We start from the raw sequence: 18,509 nt of genomic DNA, 5'->3' as shown, positions 1-18,509 counted from the left end.
CTATCCCGATAGCTATCGGGACCTGCTGTCTATTATATCTTTTATGGCGAACACCGCCACAAAAGGATGCCGTTCCCATCAGGGCTAGTGACTAAAATTTTCAAAATATTCTCTCGAATTTAAAAACACTTTGATCATAATTAAATACATTTGATAACATAATCAAGGTAAATGATAATTGATAAAGATAAATATGGTAACGACCTAAAATTAAAGCTTCAAAGCTACGCTCCTATTACAGACGTATCTTGGGAGTTAATAGAAAGCATTACCGAATTTCAACTCTTAAAAAAAGGAGAAAACCTTTTACAGCATGGACAAATTGCCAAAGAAATTTACTTTATCTGCAAAGGTGCTTTAAGAGCTTATATTACCGATAAGGAAGGAAATATTTATAATAAGAATATTTTCTTAGAAGGCTATTTTGCAGGTTCAACGGTTTCATTATTGCAGCAAACACCTTCTGATTTTACAATCGAAGCGCTAGAAGACTCAACTCTTATTGCTATTAACTACAAGAAATACAGAGAACTAATTAACCAAAATGATGATTTAAAAGACTATTATATTGCTTACCTCGAAAAAAACTGGGTAATCGAAAAAGAGCAAAGAGAGATCTCAATCGTTATGGAAAATGCTACCGAAAGATATCTAGATTTATTAGCAAAGCATCCAGATATTTTGCATAGAATACCCCTACTCCATATAGCATCACATTTAGGAATTACTGCAACACAATTAAGTCGAATAAGAAAAATTTTAGATCAAAAGACCTAAATCAACATAAGTAAAGGTTTAGATAAAAGACCTTACTTAGCTTTGAATTACCCTCTTATAATTTTATTAAAAATGGAAAAAAACACAAATCTAATTGATGACAACATTAATAATCTTACCCATTTTTGGAAAACAGTAGGAACTCCTTTTCAATCCTATCATAAAAATAATACTTTCGAATATTGCAAAATAGAAAGTTCAGGTTGGCCAAATAAATTATGGTTTAGTGAGGATGTGAATCAAAAAAGCGCCCAAACTGCAATCGAATTTCTTGAATCCAATCCAACTTTAGTAATTCCGTATTGGGATATTTACGAAACAAATTCTAATGAAATATTAGATACCAAAGGATTGATAAAAAAGACCGAACAAGTAGCAATGGCATTAAAACTAGACAAACCATTCGAACTACAAAATACACTAGAATTCAAACGTATATGGAACAGCGAAGATGCCAAAATCTGGACTGATTTATATCCAAACGCATTTGGATATACAATCAGTAAAGAAATCCTAATGCATAATTACAACGAAGTACAATTTCATTTAGTTACATACCAAAACCAACCAATTGGTACTTTTATGCTGTTTCAAACAGAAAACAATATTGGAATACATGGCGTGGGCGTTATTCCAGAAATGAGAAGAAAAGGTTTTGCTGAAGAAATCATGAAATATGCTCTCAATCTTTCTATAGATTTAAATGCCGAATATGCTTTATTACAAGCATCTGTAATGGGAAAAGGAATCTATACCAAACTTGGCTTTAAAGACTTGTTTATCATAAAAAATTACATTTTAAAAAGCTAGCGATAAACTTTGAATTTAATGGCACGAAGATGACGCGGATTTAAGCAGATTTATACTCTCATTTTGTCAGGCTGAGCGCAGTCGAAGCCCATACAACTCTTCGACTCCTCTCAGAGAAACAAGATTACGATAAAACCAATAGAGTAAATACTCTATTTTATAAAAATCCTTCTAATCCTTTTAATCTGTAGCATTAAACTTATTTTTTCTTAATGTCTTAATGGTGTAAAAAAAATGATTGTCTCATACGCCCCTAAAATAGTCGTAAATGCGCATTTAACATAAAAACAATATTCGTAATTTCGTTAAATAAGTAGTGATCAACCAAAAAACTAACAAAAAATGAAATCAACAAAAATTATTTTCTGGGTAACTACCATTATTATTTTTCTATTTGAAGGCGTTATGCCAGCCCTAACATCTCAAACAGAACTAGCAAAAGAAGGAATCAAACATTTAGGCTATCCTGGCTATTTCGGAAATGCATTAGTCATTTTTAAAATTTTAGGGGTACTAGTATTGATAATTCCAAAAGTCCCAAATCGTATTAAAGAATGGGCATATGCAGGCTTTGCTTTCGACTTTATATTCGCCTCAATAAGCCACTTTGCAGTTGATGGAACAGGTTTTCAAGCAATTTTCCCTTTAATTTTTCTGGTAATTTTGATAATCTCATATATCAATTACCACAAACTATTAAGCTACAAAAGCATTTAGTTTTAAATAAAGAAAACTATGATAAAAGTTTTTAAAACAAATGTTCAAGAAGTAGCGCAATCAAAAATAATTATTGAAAAACTTCTTGAACATTTTCCAAATAGTAGCATCAACTTTGACTTAGAAGATTGTGATAGAATTCTGCGAGTACATGATTTGAAAATTTCAAATAAAGAAATAATCAAACTGCTCAATTCATATGGATATCATTGTGAAATACTTACATAAAAAAAACACGTTTAAGTAGTTAAATTAATACTAGTTCAAGAAATCAAATGCAATAAGAGTTGGATAACTTAAGCCCAGCAAAAACAAAAGAAGATTTATTGCACATATCCGAAACTTATGATTTAACTTTAACCTGTCGCAGTTTTAAAAGTCCTTCATTTATAAAATTTAGAATTTACTAATGGATTAATTTCACACTCATTCATATGCAAAGACATATAAAACAATTAAAGTCAATTTTAAAAGCAGTAACAAGCCCCTAAGTTTGTCTAGTATTTGTTAAACACAAAAAAACAATTATCTATATGAAATCAAAAGTTGGAACGGTATTATTATCAGGTTTAATTGCTGGTATATTGGATATTATTATCTCTATTCTTATTTATGCAGTTATATTACAAAACACTACTGCAACTAAAATATTGCAATCTATTGCTAGTGGTATTTTTAAACAAGATGCCTATTCGGGTGATCCAAAAATGACTTTCTACGGACTTGTATTTCATTTTATAATTGCTATCAGCTTTGCTTTATTCTATTTTATAATTTATCCATATATACCATTTATAAAAAATAATGTCATAATTTCAGGAATCGTATATGGTATTTTTGTTTGGATTATAATGAACCTGGTTGTTCTTCCAATTGTATTTCCAATTCTACCTGCAAAAAGTTTAGATTTTCCGTTACTATTATCAATCCTAATACTGATTTTTTGTATCGGGATTCCTATTGCATACATTACAAAGAAATATTATAATAAGTAATTCAAATAATCATGGCAAACCAACTAACAGTTAACAATACTATCGAGATAAATGCTCCTGCTGATAAAGTATGGGATGCATTAACAAATCCAGAGAAAACAAAAGTTTATATGTTTGGTTGCGAAGCTTTATCCGACTGGAAAATTGGAAGCGAACTTCTTTGGCAAGCTAATTATGAAGGTCAGGACTTGGTTTTTGTAAAAGGACATATTGTGAGCATTGAACCAAATAAAAAGCTTATTTATTCTACTTTCGACCCAAACTCAACTATTCCAGATATTCCGGAAAATTATCTGAATGTAACATATGAATTGGCCGATAATAATGGGAAAACCGTTCTTAATGTCTCTCAAGGCGATTACTCAACAGTGGCAGATGGACAAAGAAGATATTCTGAAGCTTTAAATAGTGGAGAAGGTTGGAATCCGATTTTGGAAGAAATAAAAAAACTAGTAGAAGAAAATTAAATGAGTCCAATATTTTTTAAAAATCAATCGGAATTTAGAGAATAGCTAAAAAAGTTACCCAAATAAAATGACTTAATAAACATCTTTCCGATAGTGAAGTAACCAAGAATAAATGGAAATATTTAACTCTTTAAATCAATTAATTATCGGTATTTAGATTTTAAAATTTGACTCACTTAATCTACACTTATACAATTGATTATATGGCGAATTAGTCTTTTTTAACAAAATTTTTAACTCTTAACGTATTGATAAATACCATTTAAGAAACTAAGGTTTTGATTACCTTTAAAAAAAACTAACTCACATGGAAACACAATCTTATAAAAATCATGTTCGGTACTATCCGCCACATCATTTTATTTATTATCCAGTACTACTAATTTTACTTTTTTTTAGCATCTATTTTTCTTTTACAACCGAAGAACAATTAATTTGGATATTTATCAGTTTCATTTTTATAGTTTTATTTGGATTGGCATTCATGCTGCGACAACATTATGCACTAACATTACAAAACCGAATAGTAAAATTAGAACTTCGATATCGGTATTTTGTCATAACAGGTAAAAGACTAGAAGAATTTGAAGACCAGCTAAGTGATGAACAATTATTCGCATTACGATTTAGTCCTGATAAAGAACTCCTTGTACTAATCGAAAAAACACTGGATGAAAATCTATCCGGAAATTCAATTAAAAAATCTATTACCGATTGGAATGGCGATTACGAAAGGGTTTAGTTTATTGTTGTTTACCCTATTATATAAGCCCCATCTTGATTTGTAAATCAAAACAAAAACCCCTCGATTTATACAAATCGAGGGGTCTTAAAATATGCTAATTAAAACTTATTTTACACTCAAATAAGGATTTAAAGCTTCGGCTAATTCATTGAGCCAATAAAAGCTGTCTTCAAAGTTGATTATTTCGTTCTGAAGGTCTTGATTTTCTTTAATAGCACTCATAGTAAGAAGATAATTTGCTTGCCTTATTACCTTAGCCATATCTTTTGGCTCAATTACATGGCTGAAAAAATTCATAAGCCTTGTTTTGGCTTCTTCTGAAAGGGTGTTTGTACTCATAACTCTGCAATTTTAGGAAATATAAAACCCGTGTAGCTAAGGTGTCCTACACTTACAGAAGTGTTACGGTTGTTTCCAATACCGCCACCATACCACACGGGCAAAAGTTTTTTAGATGTCATGATTCTGTAATTTAGGAAAAGCAAATATAGCAAAAAACCCTTGTAATCAAAGGACTTTCCCTTTCAATAAAAAAGCAGTTAATTTTGATATCGACTAAAAAAACAAAAAAGAAGTTCTTTATTCTTGGTTAATTATAGTGGGAACTTCTTTTGGGTACGTATTTAAGGAATACAGAGCAATTCAAGAACCTCCCACTCTCTCATTGCCTTAACTTATTAAGTTCATTTAACTTTCAATTCGTTTTTTAACTATTTCTAAAAGTTCTTCTTTCGTCAAAAAAGTATTTAAGAAATCTTCTAGATTTCCTTCATTAGTAACTTCACTAAAAAAGACTTCGTGATCGGTACCAAATAATGTAGGATTCTCTGGATTTGGATCTGATAAGCATATATAGTAATTATCAGGAAAGCCATAACTAGAAAAAAGGTAAATAAAATCCGGAGCAGGATCATTCGTTACCTTAGTTATTTCGCTTAAATCAATATCTTCATCTATAAAATCATCATTCCATTCCTCATAGTCTTCTGTACCTACTTTAAAAGGGGTAAAAGGCTGGCCTTCCCAAAACATCTGCCCATAGCCTTCAATCGTTAATCGATAATATTTTTCGATTATTTTATCATAAAAAGCTTTTCGGTCTTTTTTAAAAAGTTCGTGATTTTCGTTAATAAACTCCGAAATTCCATAAATAGGTTCCGAATCCTCTGCTTTTTCCCATGGAGTATCAATTGGTCTTTTATAAAGAACGGTATCAAAAGTAATAGACAAAATATCGCTATGCGAAGACAATCCTTTTACTTTACTTATGTTACCTCCTAGTTGTTGAATTCTATCTAAAATTTCTTTTTTCATTTATGCTATTTTTTCCAGACAAATTCTGGTAATTCATATTCAAAAGTGCTCGAATCAAAAATAGATAATTATAATATTCAAAAAATAAATTCTTCGTTTATTATCTGTTTTTTATTCGTTTTCCAAAAGATTATCGGTTTTGATTAGTAATAAAACTTAAAATTTTCTTTTTGATTTTGAATATATGTAGTCAACTACATATATTTGCATATAAATTATTTTTTGACAGTATAAAATCAATAAAATGGAGACTAATTCAAATCACACTTTGACCAATATAATCAAGACAGCATTAGTTAATGATAAAGATCAGATAGATCTTGCTTTCTATATCCGCAGACAAGTTTTTGTAGAGGAGCAACATGTTTCTGTAGAACGCGAATCGATGGATGATAACGAATCTATACATTATTTGGCAACTTACAATAACTTACCTGCCGGGGCGGCCAGATACAGAAAAACCGAAAAAGGAACTAAAATAGAACGCATCGCTGTATTAAAAAACTACAGAGGAAAAGGTATTGGCGAAGCACTATTGCTTAAAATTTTGGATGATGTAAAATCAGAAGAAAAGATATACTTGCATGCTCAGGTTGTTGCTCAACAATTTTACATTAAAAATGGTTTTAAAGTAACCGACAATTATTTTGTAGATGCTGGAATCGATCACGTTGAAATGGATTTTATTAAATAAATCTGATTTTCAGCTAAATACAAAGCCTTCAAAATAGCTCATTTTGAAGGCTTTTTTAATTAAAATAGAAGTAAATTTGGGAGCGAATTATTTCGTCGAAAATAAACCCGAAAATATATGTTATTTCTAATATTAAGTATTTTATGCAGTGTGAGTGTTGGTGTTTTATTTAAAATAGCACGAAAATACAATACCAGCAATACACAAATCGTGGCTTACAATTATATTTTTGCCTTGTCACTTTGTTATCTGTCATTCAGCCCAGATATTACTGCAATTTCAGTCGCTGCTCCTTGGAATCTTTATATCGTAATTGGGGTTTTATTACCTTCAATATTTCTATTTTTGGCACTTTCTATAAAACATATGGGAATTGTAAAAACAGATGCTGCACAGCGTCTTTCGTTATTTATTCCTATTCTAGCCGCTTGGTTATTATTTAAAGAAGATTTTAATATTCTTAAAGTTATAGCGCTTTTAATAGCCATACCTGCCTTATTACTTATCTTGAATAAACCCACTGATAAAACAACCAACAAATGGATTTATCCTGCTGTTGTATTATTTGGTTTTGGAATAATTGATGTTCTTTTTAAGCAAATCGCAACCTACACCGATCTTCCCTACACTACTTCATTGTTTGCCATTTTTGCAATCTCAATGACCATAATGATTGTAGTTATTATTTACGAAATCATTTTTAAGAAAGTAAAACTAACTGCAAATAATATCCTTTTTGGCGGATTGGTAGGTATTCTTAATTTTGGTAATATTCTCTTTTATCTAAAAGCGCATAAGGAGTTTGCCGATAATCCATCGACAGTTTTTGCAGGAATGAACATGGGAGTTATCATTATAGGTAGTCTTATTGGTATTTTAATCTTTAAAGAAAAACAATCCAAGATGAATTACCTTGGACTTTTCTTAGCCTTAATAGCAATTGTTTTAATTGTAATTTCTCAAAACAGCAAATAACAAATGGAAAGTTATTCCTTTGAACCTATTGCATCTCCCAATGCCACTATTTTAATTCTTGGAACCATGCCGGGAATAAAATCTTTAGAATTAGGACAATATTATGGGCATAAACAAAATAACTTTTGGAAATTAGTATTCACTATTTTTAATGAAGATAGAACGGATGATTACGAAGCTAAAAAAGAAATTCTTTTAAAAAACAATATTGCCTTATGGGATGTTTTAAAATACTGTGATAGAATTGGAAGTTTGGATAGCGCCATTAAAAATGAAATCACGAATGATTTTGAAGCTTTCTTAAAAGAACATCGCCATATTAAAACTATCCTTTTTAATGGGCAAAAAGCAGCTGCCTTTTTTAAGAAATACATTCAAATAAGTGATGATTATAAACTAATTACACTTCCATCTACAAGCCCTGCCAATGCCAGTAAATCATTTGATACAAAACTAAATGAATGGAAAGTCATTTTAGATTTATAATAGGAAGATCCAAATTAAAATCAGCACTATTTAAAAGAAAATAATTTCGTTTATTTGTCCTAAATATTTACTTCTTTCTCTAAAAACAATTATGACAAACTATTTCCTTGATAAACAATACAAAGACATCACTTACCATATAGATGATCTGAATTTCAAGGATTTTGAATGCTGTACTTTTAGCAATTGTAATTTTTCAGCCTGTACTTTCCTAGCGCTTACTTTTATTGATTGTATATTTAATAATTGCACATTTAGCGAAGCCAAAATAAACTATGTCGCTTTTAGAACTGCTACTTTTAATGACTGCGAAATTAAAGATGTAAATTTTGCCATGTGTGATAAACTTATATTCGAAGTGAATTTTAATAATTGTGTTTTAGATTTTTCTAAGTTTTATACTTTAAAGATAAAAGGAACTTCATTTACCGATTGTAGTTTGGTTGCTGTAGATTTTATGGCTAGCGATATCACAAATGTAGTTTTTGATAATTGCGACTTATACCGCGCCGAATTTGATAGAGCAATTGCAAATAAAGCCGATTTTAAATCCAGTTACAATTATACCATAGATCCTTCGAGAGTAAAACTAAAAAAGGCGATTTTTACTTTAAAAGAAGTCAAAGGACTACTTTTTAAACATGATATTATAGTAAGTTAAAAAACTTTACAGTCTTTGCAGTTAATGTTTTCCATTCCTATAGTTTTCGGGATTACCTGAATACTACCTAACTATGATTTCAAAACATAATTATCTAGTTTCATAAATCATAATTCTTTCGCGTTTTACTTTTGGTCTAGCTAATAGATTTTACATTTAGCACGCTCTAATTCCATCTTTACATACAATTATAACCACATTATGTTAATTATATAACTATTTTTTAAAGTTGTATAATGCTAGCCATATATAAAAACTGACCTTTAACTATATGTTTTTATACATAATTCACACCAAATCAATAATTAAAGAACGCAAACTAAAATAATTTAATATTGAAAGTAACCATTCTTCAAAAAATTAGGAATCTAAAAGAAGGGCATACTTTATTACAAACACAGGATTTTTTATCCTTAAGAGTATTATAAAATGATTTTCATCAACTAAAAATATATTATGCCAACTTTATACTTTAAAAATACATTTACAGATATAGGTGATGTAACACTTTTTACTAAAAAGTTTTTCAAGGAAGTCTTTATTCCTCCCTACGAATCCAAAGAATTTTTTAGGCAATGTTATCTCATGGGCTATAAATCGTTGCCATTGGTAGCTATCACTGGCTTTATAATGGGATTAGTACTCACATTGCAAACAAGACCCACATTGGCCACTTTTGGAGCAGAGTCATGGTTGCCTGGTATGGTCTCCTTATCATTAATTCGAGAAATTGCACCAGTAATTACAGCATTGATTTGCGCTGGAAAAATTTCATCAGGAATTGGAGCCGAACTAGGTTCGATGAAGGTTACAGAACAAATAGATGCCATGGAAGTTGCCGCCATAAATCCTTTTAAATATTTAGTTGTAACACGTATTTTAGCCACAACATTGATGGTTCCGATTTTAGTTGTATTTGCAGATGCAGTCGGAATATTAGGCGGCTATGTCGGAATAACAATGCATAGCGATGTAAACGCATACCGCTATATTTCGCAAGTTTTTGAATCATTAGACTTTATAGATATTATTCCTGCAACCATTAAAACTTTTTTCTTTGGTTTTTTCATCGGAATGATTGGCTGTTACAAAGGTTTTAATGCCTCAAATGGTACCGAAAGTGTTGGTAAAGCAGCAAATTCAGCTGTAGTTACAGCTTCACTAACCATCTTTATTTTAGATATGCTCGCAGTACAAATCACAGATTTATTTTTTTAGTATGAAAACCGAACAAGAAAATATAGTAAAAACAGCTAGTCCTACTAAACGAAGTCCCGTAATCGAGATTAAAGACTTGCATAAGTCCTTTGGCGATAATGATGTTTTAAAAGGGATAAATCTCACTGTAAATAAAGGTGAAGACTTAGTGATTTTAGGAAGATCTGGCGAAGGAAAATCAATTACTATAAAATGCATTGTAGGATTGGTAATTCCTGATAAAGGAAATATAACCGTTTTAGGAGAAGAAATAATTGGATTAAATAGAAGTGAATTAAACAAAATAAGAGTCAAAATTGGGTTTCTTTTTCAAAGTGGCGCTTTATATGATTCAATGACGGTAAGAGAAAATTTAGAATTCACATTAATACGACATTCAAAAGAACTAACAGCTCAGGAAATTGAATCACAAGTCATAGATGTTCTTGATAGTGTGGGTTTGGCAGATGCTGTAGATAAAATGCCTTCAGAATTATCTGGTGGTATGCGAAAACGAATTGGCCTTGCCCGTACATTAATTCTAAAGCCAGAAATTATTTTGTACGATGAACCCACTACTGGTCTAGACACAATTACATCTAAGGAAATAAGCGAACTAATCTTAGATATCAAGAAAAAACGCAAAACGACTTCTATAATTATTACACATGATATGTCCTGCGCCAAATTAACTGCAGATCGGGTTATGATATTAAAAGATGGCGTAATACATGCCGAAGGAAAATACGAAGAATTAGAAAAAAGCGAAGATAAATGGGTAAGATCATTTTTTATATAAACTTTTAACAATAAGAAATTATGAATAAGGAATCTGGATTTAAGTGGAAACTAGGAATGTTTGTAACAATAGGTTTAATTCTTTTTATGCTAACCATTTATTTTATTGGAAAACAACAAAATTTATTTGGTTCAACATTCCGTATAACATCGACTTTTAAAACCGTAAGTGGTTTACAAGTGGGAAATAATGTACGTTTCTCAGGAATTAATATAGGTACTGTTGAAGACATACAATTAATAAACGACTCATCAGTGGTTGTAAAGCTGATTATCAAAGATGAAGTAAGACAATTTATAAAAACTGATGCCAGAGCCAGTATTGGTTCTGAGGGATTAATGGGTGACAAAGTCCTTACTATTTCTCCAGGAAATAATTCAAATAGAATTATTGCTAATGACGGCAAAATTGCTTCTATAGATGCCATAGAGATGGATGACATTATGAAAAGCGTTAAAAAAAGTGTGGATAATGCAGGTATAATATCCGAAGAACTTGCCGAATTTACCCATAATATGAATAATGGAGATGGCGCATTATCAAAATTATTAACAGATCCTAAACTCGCAAACACACTAACTAAAACAATTACCAATTTAGAAAATGGTACGCAGGGATTTAGTCAAAACATGGAGGCAGCAAAAAGTAATTTTCTGTTTAGAGGATATTTCAAGAAAAAGGAAAAAGAAAAAGCTGATAAAAAAGAAAAAGAGGAGAATGAAAAACTAGAGAAAGAAAAAAAAGAAGAAGCTCCAAAGGAAAAAGACAACGTGAAAAAATAATATTAGAAAACATTTCTACTTTCCCTTCAAATAAAATTACTAGTTCAAAAACTATAATTAAAATTAGTATCGAAAAGATAAAATCATGAAACTACATTCAACCGAAACTTTTTGGCCAATCAAAAACGCGATGGATACAAGTTATCCTTCATTAAGTGCTAACATCTCTACACCAATTTTGGTTATTGGTGGAGGAATTACCGGAGCATTAATAGCCTACAAATTGATAACCGAAGGAAAAAAAGTGGTTCTTGTAGATAAACGTGATATATGTAATGGCAGTACAGCTGCAAGTACTGCATTATTGCAATACGAAATTGATATTTCTTTGCATCAACTAATAGAAAAAAGAGGTTTTGATTGTGCTGTATCCAGTTATAAGAATTGCGAAAAGGCAATCTTTGATCTCAAAAAAATAGTAGATTCAATAAAAAGTTATTGCCAATTTGAGTTTAAAAAGAGTGTTTACTTTTGTTCAGTAAAAAAAGATATTCCGTTTTTAGAAAGAGAATTTAAAGCTCGTAAAGAAAATGGCTTTAAAGTAAAATGGCTGAATGAAATTGAATTAAAAGAACAGGGCATAAATGCTTTTGCTGCAATTGAATCTGAGTCTGGAGCTGTAATGGATCCTTATAAACTGGCTTATGATCTTTTAAAATATTGTGCACAAAAAGGAATGCAAATATATGACCGTACCAATATTGTAGAATTTAAATACCAAAACGGAAAAACACTTGCCATAACAGAAGATCAATTTACAATTACAGCAAAAAATAGTATTCACTGCAGTGGTTATGAAAGTACTCTAACACTTACTGAAAAGATAGTAGATTTAAAAAGTACTTATGCATTGGCTTCTGAAAGTTTTACAAAACTTCCTGAAGTGTTTAAAAATAGTATTTATTGGAATACATCTGAACCTTATTTATATTTTCGAGCAACTGCCGATAATCGAATTATAATGGGTGGTGGAGATGAAGAATTTCACAATCCGGAAAAACGAGATGAACTATTACCAAGAAAAGAAATCTACCTTTTAAAACAATTTAAAAAATGCTTTCTAAATATAAATTTCAAACTTGATTATTCTTGGGCTGGTACCTTTGGTGAAACCCAGGATGCGCTACCCTATTTTGGCAAACCTAATCCTCAAAAAAAAGAACATTATGTTTTAGGCTTTGGCGGTAACGGCATTACTTTTAGTGTAATGGCTATGAATTCTATTATTGCATCATTAAACGGCACTCCTCACCCAGATTTAAAATTTTATAAATTCAATAGATAATTTTAAACCCCCTAAATTAATTATTATGGAAATAACTAATATCATAGGTCTTGCAGCAGGAATCTGTGTAACCATAGCCGTTATTCCGCAAATTATAAAAGTCTGGAAATCAAAAAAAGTAAAAAATGTTTCTTTAACCATGTTTAGCACACTAACATTAGGTGTTTTTTTATGGGTAGTTTATGGTTTTCTCAAAAAAGATTATCCGATAATGATAACTAATAGTATCTCATTATCCCTGAATATAGTCATGATTTATTTCATCAGCAAATACGAAAAAGAATAAAGCAAAAAAAACAGCCCCATGAAAAGCTGTTTCTTTTATTAATAAACAATAATATATTAGGCTGTTTTAGCTATCGAATTCTGATTATATTTATAATCCTTGGGACTACAATTGTATTTTTGCTTAAATATTTTAGAGAAATAACTTCTACTTGTAAAACCAATAGCATAAACTATTTCTGAAATATTTAAATCGGATGTTCTAATTAAGTTCTCTGCTTTTTCGATCCTCATAAAAGTTATAAAGTCATTAACTGTTCGACTGTGTACCAGCTTAAATCCTTCTTGTAATTTATATGGTGATAATCCCGTTTTTTGAGTCAGAAACTTAATTGTGAATTGCTCCGCAGGAAAATTCATAATGAAATTTGAAATTCTTTTAATTTCCTCAATTTGTTTTAATGTAAGGCAAGTAATTGCTTCAGATACCTTAACAAAACTATCCGTATGCTGTTCTATTTCCATTGCTAGAATAATTTGTAAAATCCCTTTTTTTAATAAATTTCGAACAATTCCGGTTTGTGTTATGCTATTAAATTCTTTAATTTTCTCATCAATTTTAAAGTTTCGAAATCTAATATCAACATAATCATCTTTCCTCTTTAGGAATGTTTTTTTTAGTTTATGTATTAAATTATCATTCTGTACATTACTAATTGCACTAGTACCAATTCCTATAATAGAAAATTTAATTGGAATGTTTTTTTCAAAGTATAAAATACTATTAATACTGCTTGTACTTTTTAGAACTCCTGAATTATATTTTTTAAGGTGTTTTTTATCTCCATTTACTCCAAAGCTATGCATCATAGATCCCTCTGAGCAATAGGCAAAGAAAATAGGCGATGTTTTATACGATTCTATACTCAGTATTACATCATCAGAAAAAACAATCTCAAATTGCATATAAGTCATTCCTTCTTGAAATGTCATTCCTTCGATATTACCCTTTACAAAATCTGATTCTAACGCTAAATTATACTCCCCATTATTTGAGGTTAGTCTTCCTGTAAGATTCTTTTTTAATTCATTAAAAACATCTTGTGCTTTTCCGGCTTTTAGATATATACTTTTCATCTTTAATTTATTTTTAAAATAATTCTTAATAGCTTATTAGTACATTCAAATCTAGTAATCAATTCAATGATTATGTTATAGAATTCCGATATTAAGTTTCACAATTACCTATAAATCAATTAAAAACAAAAAAAACCTTGTCATAACAACAAGGCTTTTCAAATAATTTTAGTTAATTCTAATATCAATAAAAAATAAAATTAATTATGGATTATTTATACTTTCTTTATCCGAACAATTACTCTCAGGAATATCCTTAAAGAATTCTGAAGCTTCTAAATCACTTGTTGGTCCATATCCGAGTAAAAATGTTCCTTTTTCAAAATCGGCAGTTTCGATTATATACAAAATTGACATATCATCAGGATTACTCATCCCTTCGTATCGATGTTGTGCAACTATAAAAATTTCCTCTGGTTTATAAGAGTATTTTGTTTCAGTATCAATCAAGCATCCATTTTCAAAAAGATAATTAGATGTATATCCCTTTTTTTGATATTCTCCGATATAATCTATTTCGTGTTTTGCATATTCTAATTTCATAATTAATATATTTTAAAGAGATATCCTTTGTTGTCATGTCTGAATAAATTCAAACAAAAAAGACACAATCTAAGTTGTCTTTATAATTATTTATAAAGTGTTTAAAAAAACGTATTCTATTTTATCTCATTTAATTTATATTTTCCTTCTCCCTGTAACTAATGAGATTACAAATAATACAATAAAGATAAAGAATAGCACTTTGGCTATACTAGCAGCTCCAGCAGCAATGCCACCAAAACCAAAAATTCCCGCAATAATTGCGAGAACTATAAAAATAACTGTCCAACGTAGCATATGATTCTTTTTTTAGTTAGTAAATAACATTCTAAACAATCTTCTAATTGTAACAAATTTCTACTTTATAAAGCATAATGCTTAACGCTAATGCTAAAACTATTGACTCATTTGAATTTAAAATTATTATTTCTAAAAAGTTAACCTAAAACCAAACAACTAGCTTACTAACACTATTTTAATTAAAAAAATTAGAATAAGCATAGATGAGTCAATCAAATAATCGATTGAGTTAATCTATATGGATATTCATTTCTAATTTTATAAAAAGCAAAATCTATTATGGAATCAGTTACTAAGCATGGTGTAATATTAGAACGTACCGATTTAAATTTTGAAAATCTTGGAGTTCTAAACCCAGCTATTTATCAAGAAGGAAATACGATTCATATGTTTTATAGGGCAGCCCAGATAGGAAATTTTTCTTCAATAGGATACTGCAAACTAGAAGGACCTTTAAAAGTAATTGAAAGAGCTTCTGAGCCAATAATTTCACCTGAATACATATATGAAATTCATGGGGTAGAAGATCCACGTATAACAAAGATTGAAGATCTTTACTATTTATCATATGCAGCTTATGATGGCATAAATGTATTTGGAGCATATGCCGTTTCTAAAGATTTAAAGAAATTTAAAAAAAAAGGGATTATTACACCCAAATTTTTAATCAAAGAATACTCCGATTTACTCCGACATGGCTTAAAGAATTCATGCATATTCGATAGCTTACTATTTAATCTAAACCTAAATTATCCGTTAGACCAAAGTATAGAAAGTAAGATATATGTATGGGATAAAAATGTTGTTTTTTTTCCTAAAAAGATTAACGGAAAATTTGCTGTCTTTCACAGACTATTCCCTTCTATACAACTATTATATTTTAATAAACCTTCTGAATTAACAGTTGAATTCTGGCGAGAATATATTTCAAATTTAAGCCAACATATTGTAATGAGCCCAAAATATGAGCATGAAACCAGTCATATCGGATCAGGAAGTCCTCCTATCGAAACAAAAGAGGGTTGGCTTATTATTTATCATTCTGTTGAGAAAAGAGAAAAAGGACTCGTATATCATGCTTCAGCCGCTTTATTAGATCTAAATAATCCGCTGAAAGTTATTGCAAGATTAAAAAAACCTTTAATATCTCCTACTGAATATTACGAAAGACACGGTTATGTAAATTATGTTGTTTTCCCTACTGGTACAGCAATTTTTAATGATAGACTATATATATACTACGGCGCTGCCGATGATAAAATTGCTGTGGCATCAATAAACATAAATGATTTATTACTTGAACTAAAAAATAATAAAAATGAAAACGAAAGACCCTAAATCAAAAATAATATTCCTTTCTACATTTCCACCTACACAATGCGGAATTGCAACCTATACAGAAGATAGCATCAATGCTATAAACAAAGTATATGGCAAAAGTATTGAATGCGAAATATGTGAATTAACAGACAAAGTAGCTAATGACCAAAAATCAGCCTATATACTACATCCTAAAAATAAGGATGAATATAAAAAAACAGCATTACAAATAAATAAAGATAATGCGGTGAAATTAATTCATATTCAACATGAATTTGGTCTCTTTGGAGGTGAATATGGTAATTACCTAATTGATTTTTTGAATGCGAATAACAAACCCATTACATTTACTTTTCACAGTGTGATTCCAAGACCTAACGAAAAATTAAAAAACTTCGTTAAGCTATTAATTTCCTATTCTAGCTCAACTTTTGTAATGACAAATCAATCCAAAAAAAACCTTATTGAAGATTATGGGATAAATCACGAAAATATTGTTTGTGTACATCATGGAACACACATTGTGGAATATGAAAATACCATTAAAGCTAAACAAAAATTTAATTTAGGAAACAGAATAGTTCTTTCTACATTTGGGTTATTAGGAGAGGGAAAGAATATTGAAACAGGCTTAAAAGCACTTCCAAAAATTGTTGAACAATTTCCCAATGTATTATATTTAATTATTGGAAAAACACATCCCAACAATATTATAAACAACATAGATGAATATCGAAATCATTTAGAATCACTTGTGAATGATTTGAACTTAAAAAAGAATGTTCTCTTTATAAATCAATATTTAGAAGTAAACGAGCTCTTAAATTATTTAAAAGCAACAGATGTATATCTATTTACATCTAAAGACCCAAATCAAGCAGTAAGCGGTACTTTTTCGTATGCAATGAGTTGCTCATGTCCTATTGTTGCAACAAAAATTCCTCATACAATTGAAGTTTTATCTCCAGATACTGGTATTTTAGTTGATATTAAAAATGCTGAACAATTTGCAAATGCAACGATAAAGTTACTATTAGATCCAAAATTGCGTGAATCAATGGCTTTGAATGCATTTGAAAAAACCAGAAAAACATCTTGGGAAAATGTAGCAATAAAACATATAATTACTTATCAAAAAATTACAGATGAACTAACAGCAGCCAAATTTATGTATCCACCAATAAAGATGGACCATCAAAAAAATATGACAACAGCTCTAGGGATGATACAATTTAGCAAAATTTCTGAACCTGACATCACTTCTGGATATACACTTGATGATAATGCCAGAGCACTAATATCTATGTGTTTGCACTACCAACTAAAAGAAGACATCAATGATATTTATTATATTAATACCTATATGAATTTTATTGAAAGATGCCAACAACCAGGGGGAAGTTTTATAAATTATGTAGATGAATTCAATACAATAGATCCTAAAAATGATACTGTCAACCTAGAAGATTCAAATGCCAGAGCAATTTGGGCTCTAGGAATGCTCGTTTCACTAAAATCTACATTAATCCCTCCTAGTGCAATAAATAAAGCAACAACATGCGTCTTAAAAGCTCTAAATTGGACAGAAACTGTTTCGTCACCCAGATCAATAGGTTTTATAATTAAAGGATTGTTTTTATTTAATACTGTAGATCCTAGTTCACGCATTAACGAAATAATTGATAAACTGGCAACAAGACTTTCTAAGAATTATAATGATCATGCAATTAAAAATTGGAACTGGTTCGAAAACTATCTTACTTATGCCAATAGTATATTATCTGAATCTATGCTTTATGCATATTTAGCAACTGATAAATTAATTTATAAAAATATTACCATACAATCATTTGACTTTTTATTATCTAAAATGTTTATAAACGGTGAATTCAAAGTAATTTCAAATAATGGATGGCATCATAAAGGAGCAATACCTTATAAATATGGTGAACAGCCAATAGATGTATCTTATACCATACAAACTCTGGATCTTTTTTATAAAACTTTCAATGATCCTCTATATAAAAAATTAATGAAAGTTGCATTTAATTGGTTTCTAGGTCAAAATCATTTAAACCAAATTATGTATGATCCCATTACAGGTGGGTGTTATGATGGATTGGAAAAAGAAAATGTAAATTTAAATCAGGGAGCTGAATCTACTATTTGTTATTTAACAGCACGTTTACTCATGGAAAAAAATATTATTTCTGAAAGTAATGTCATTAAATTACAAAGCAATAAAGATAATTTAGTTTATAAATTAATATAGCTTAAAAT

At 29.8% G+C, this 18,509-nt stretch carries 23 protein-coding genes; 17 read left to right on the top strand and 6 right to left on the bottom strand.

Translation table 11 applies throughout. The features are described 5' to 3' along the window. The first annotated feature begins 171 nt into the window (after positions 1-171). The 6 genes from IUY40_RS08245 to IUY40_RS08220 all read left to right on the top strand — a co-directional run bounded on the left by IUY40_RS08245 (position 172) and on the right by IUY40_RS08220 (position 4,508). The gene (locus tag IUY40_RS08245) at positions 172-777 is read left to right on the top strand and encodes a Crp/Fnr family transcriptional regulator (RefSeq protein ID WP_195736392.1); all 606 of its coding nucleotides are present in this window, start codon (positions 172-174) and stop codon (positions 775-777) included. A 72-nt stretch (positions 778-849) separates the two neighbouring features. After that, the gene (locus IUY40_RS08240) at positions 850-1,587 is read left to right on the top strand and encodes a GNAT family N-acetyltransferase (protein ID WP_195736391.1); all 738 of its coding nucleotides are present in this window, start codon (positions 850-852) and stop codon (positions 1,585-1,587) included. Between the two features lie 342 nt (positions 1,588-1,929). Continuing rightward, a complete protein-coding gene (locus tag IUY40_RS08235) occupies positions 1,930-2,304 on the top strand; it encodes a DoxX family protein (protein ID WP_195736390.1) in 375 nt (124 codons plus the stop codon). Positions 2,305-2,837: 533 nt separating this feature from the next. Further along, positions 2,838-3,299, top strand: a complete 462-nt coding sequence (locus IUY40_RS08230; protein WP_195736389.1) for a DUF1440 domain-containing protein — start codon at positions 2,838-2,840, stop codon at positions 3,297-3,299. Between the two features lie 11 nt (positions 3,300-3,310). After that, the gene (locus IUY40_RS08225) at positions 3,311-3,766 is read left to right on the top strand and encodes an SRPBCC domain-containing protein (RefSeq protein WP_195736388.1); all 456 of its coding nucleotides are present in this window, start codon (positions 3,311-3,313) and stop codon (positions 3,764-3,766) included. A 307-nt stretch (positions 3,767-4,073) separates the two neighbouring features. After that, entirely contained in the window at positions 4,074-4,508 is a 435-nt protein-coding gene (locus tag IUY40_RS08220; RefSeq protein ID WP_195736387.1) for a DUF6526 family protein, read from the top strand. A 108-nt stretch (positions 4,509-4,616) separates the two neighbouring features. Here the strand turns inward: IUY40_RS08220 and IUY40_RS08215 are convergent, their stop codons facing one another. The 3 genes from IUY40_RS08215 to IUY40_RS08210 all read right to left on the bottom strand — a co-directional run bounded on the left by IUY40_RS08215 (position 4,617) and on the right by IUY40_RS08210 (position 5,825). Next, complete coding sequence (locus IUY40_RS08215; protein ID WP_195736386.1) at positions 4,617-4,850, bottom strand: hypothetical protein; 234 nt, start codon at positions 4,848-4,850, stop codon at positions 4,617-4,619. Next, positions 4,847-4,972, bottom strand: a complete 126-nt coding sequence (locus IUY40_RS19605) for a hypothetical protein (protein WP_255520465.1) — start codon at positions 4,970-4,972, stop codon at positions 4,847-4,849. The genes IUY40_RS08215 and IUY40_RS19605 overlap by 4 nt, the downstream gene beginning before the upstream one ends. Before the next feature lie 226 nt (positions 4,973-5,198). Beyond that, entirely contained in the window at positions 5,199-5,825 is a 627-nt protein-coding gene (locus IUY40_RS08210; protein WP_195736385.1) for a hypothetical protein, read from the bottom strand. 244 nt (positions 5,826-6,069) lie between these two features. Between IUY40_RS08210 and IUY40_RS08205 the strand changes: the two genes are divergently transcribed. From IUY40_RS08205 to IUY40_RS08165, 9 genes are all read left to right on the top strand, one after another. Continuing rightward, positions 6,070-6,519: a GNAT family N-acetyltransferase gene (locus IUY40_RS08205; RefSeq protein ID WP_195736384.1), complete on the top strand. Its 450-nt coding sequence runs from the start codon at positions 6,070-6,072 to the stop codon at positions 6,517-6,519. A gap of 117 nt (positions 6,520-6,636) precedes the next feature. Continuing rightward, entirely contained in the window at positions 6,637-7,494 is an 858-nt protein-coding gene (locus tag IUY40_RS08200; protein ID WP_195736383.1) for an EamA/RhaT family transporter, read from the top strand. A 3-nt stretch (positions 7,495-7,497) separates the two neighbouring features. Further along, a complete protein-coding gene (locus tag IUY40_RS08195) occupies positions 7,498-7,980 on the top strand; it encodes a DNA-deoxyinosine glycosylase (protein ID WP_195736382.1) in 483 nt (160 codons plus the stop codon). A 91-nt stretch (positions 7,981-8,071) separates the two neighbouring features. Next, positions 8,072-8,641 (top strand): pentapeptide repeat-containing protein, encoded by a 570-nt coding sequence (locus IUY40_RS08190; RefSeq protein ID WP_195736381.1) that lies wholly within the window; start codon positions 8,072-8,074, stop codon positions 8,639-8,641. A gap of 456 nt (positions 8,642-9,097) precedes the next feature. Continuing rightward, on the top strand, positions 9,098-9,859 hold the full coding sequence (locus IUY40_RS08185; protein WP_195736380.1) for an ABC transporter permease: 762 nt from the start codon (positions 9,098-9,100) through the stop codon (positions 9,857-9,859). 1 nt (position 9,860) lies between these two features. Beyond that, positions 9,861-10,637, top strand: a complete 777-nt coding sequence (locus IUY40_RS08180; protein ID WP_195736379.1) for an ATP-binding cassette domain-containing protein — start codon at positions 9,861-9,863, stop codon at positions 10,635-10,637. A gap of 20 nt (positions 10,638-10,657) precedes the next feature. Further along, positions 10,658-11,419, top strand: coding sequence for an MlaD family protein (locus tag IUY40_RS08175; protein WP_195736378.1), 762 nt, complete (start codon positions 10,658-10,660; stop codon positions 11,417-11,419). Positions 11,420-11,504: 85 nt separating this feature from the next. Further along, positions 11,505-12,704 carry an FAD-dependent oxidoreductase gene (locus IUY40_RS08170; RefSeq protein WP_195736377.1) on the top strand — a complete coding sequence of 400 codons (1,200 nt, stop codon included), beginning with the start codon at positions 11,505-11,507 and terminating at the stop codon, positions 12,702-12,704. Positions 12,705-12,729: 25 nt separating this feature from the next. After that, positions 12,730-12,990 carry a SemiSWEET transporter gene (locus IUY40_RS08165; RefSeq protein WP_195736376.1) on the top strand — a complete coding sequence of 87 codons (261 nt, stop codon included), beginning with the start codon at positions 12,730-12,732 and terminating at the stop codon, positions 12,988-12,990. 56 nt (positions 12,991-13,046) lie between these two features. On the opposite strand, the gene IUY40_RS08160 is transcribed toward IUY40_RS08165, so the two are convergent. From IUY40_RS08160 to IUY40_RS08150, 3 genes are all read right to left on the bottom strand, one after another. Beyond that, positions 13,047-14,066, bottom strand: a complete 1,020-nt coding sequence (locus tag IUY40_RS08160; RefSeq protein ID WP_195736375.1) for an AraC family transcriptional regulator — start codon at positions 14,064-14,066, stop codon at positions 13,047-13,049. Positions 14,067-14,270: 204 nt separating this feature from the next. Next, complete coding sequence (locus IUY40_RS08155; RefSeq protein ID WP_195736374.1) at positions 14,271-14,609, bottom strand: hypothetical protein; 339 nt, start codon at positions 14,607-14,609, stop codon at positions 14,271-14,273. Positions 14,610-14,744: 135 nt separating this feature from the next. Beyond that, positions 14,745-14,906, bottom strand: a complete 162-nt coding sequence (locus tag IUY40_RS08150; RefSeq protein ID WP_195736373.1) for a DUF1328 family protein — start codon at positions 14,904-14,906, stop codon at positions 14,745-14,747. Between the two features lie 282 nt (positions 14,907-15,188). On the opposite strand from IUY40_RS08150, the gene IUY40_RS08145 reads away from it, so the two are divergent. Together IUY40_RS08145 and IUY40_RS08140 are read left to right on the top strand one after the other, a co-directional pair. Then, positions 15,189-16,247, top strand: a complete 1,059-nt coding sequence (locus IUY40_RS08145; RefSeq protein ID WP_195736372.1) for a pesticidal protein Cry7Aa — start codon at positions 15,189-15,191, stop codon at positions 16,245-16,247. Then, complete coding sequence (locus IUY40_RS08140) at positions 16,228-18,501, top strand: glycosyltransferase (RefSeq protein ID WP_195736371.1); 2,274 nt, start codon at positions 16,228-16,230, stop codon at positions 18,499-18,501. The genes IUY40_RS08145 and IUY40_RS08140 overlap by 20 nt, the downstream gene beginning before the upstream one ends. The last annotated feature ends 8 nt before the right edge of the window (positions 18,502-18,509 follow it).

Origin of the sequence: Flavobacterium sp. ALJ2 (genome assembly GCF_015594725.1) — a bacterium.
Lineage (GTDB): Bacteria > Bacteroidota > Bacteroidia > Flavobacteriales > Flavobacteriaceae > Flavobacterium.
The sequence above is the reverse complement of the archived record's forward strand: the minus strand, read 5'-3'. Positions and strand labels throughout refer to the sequence as shown.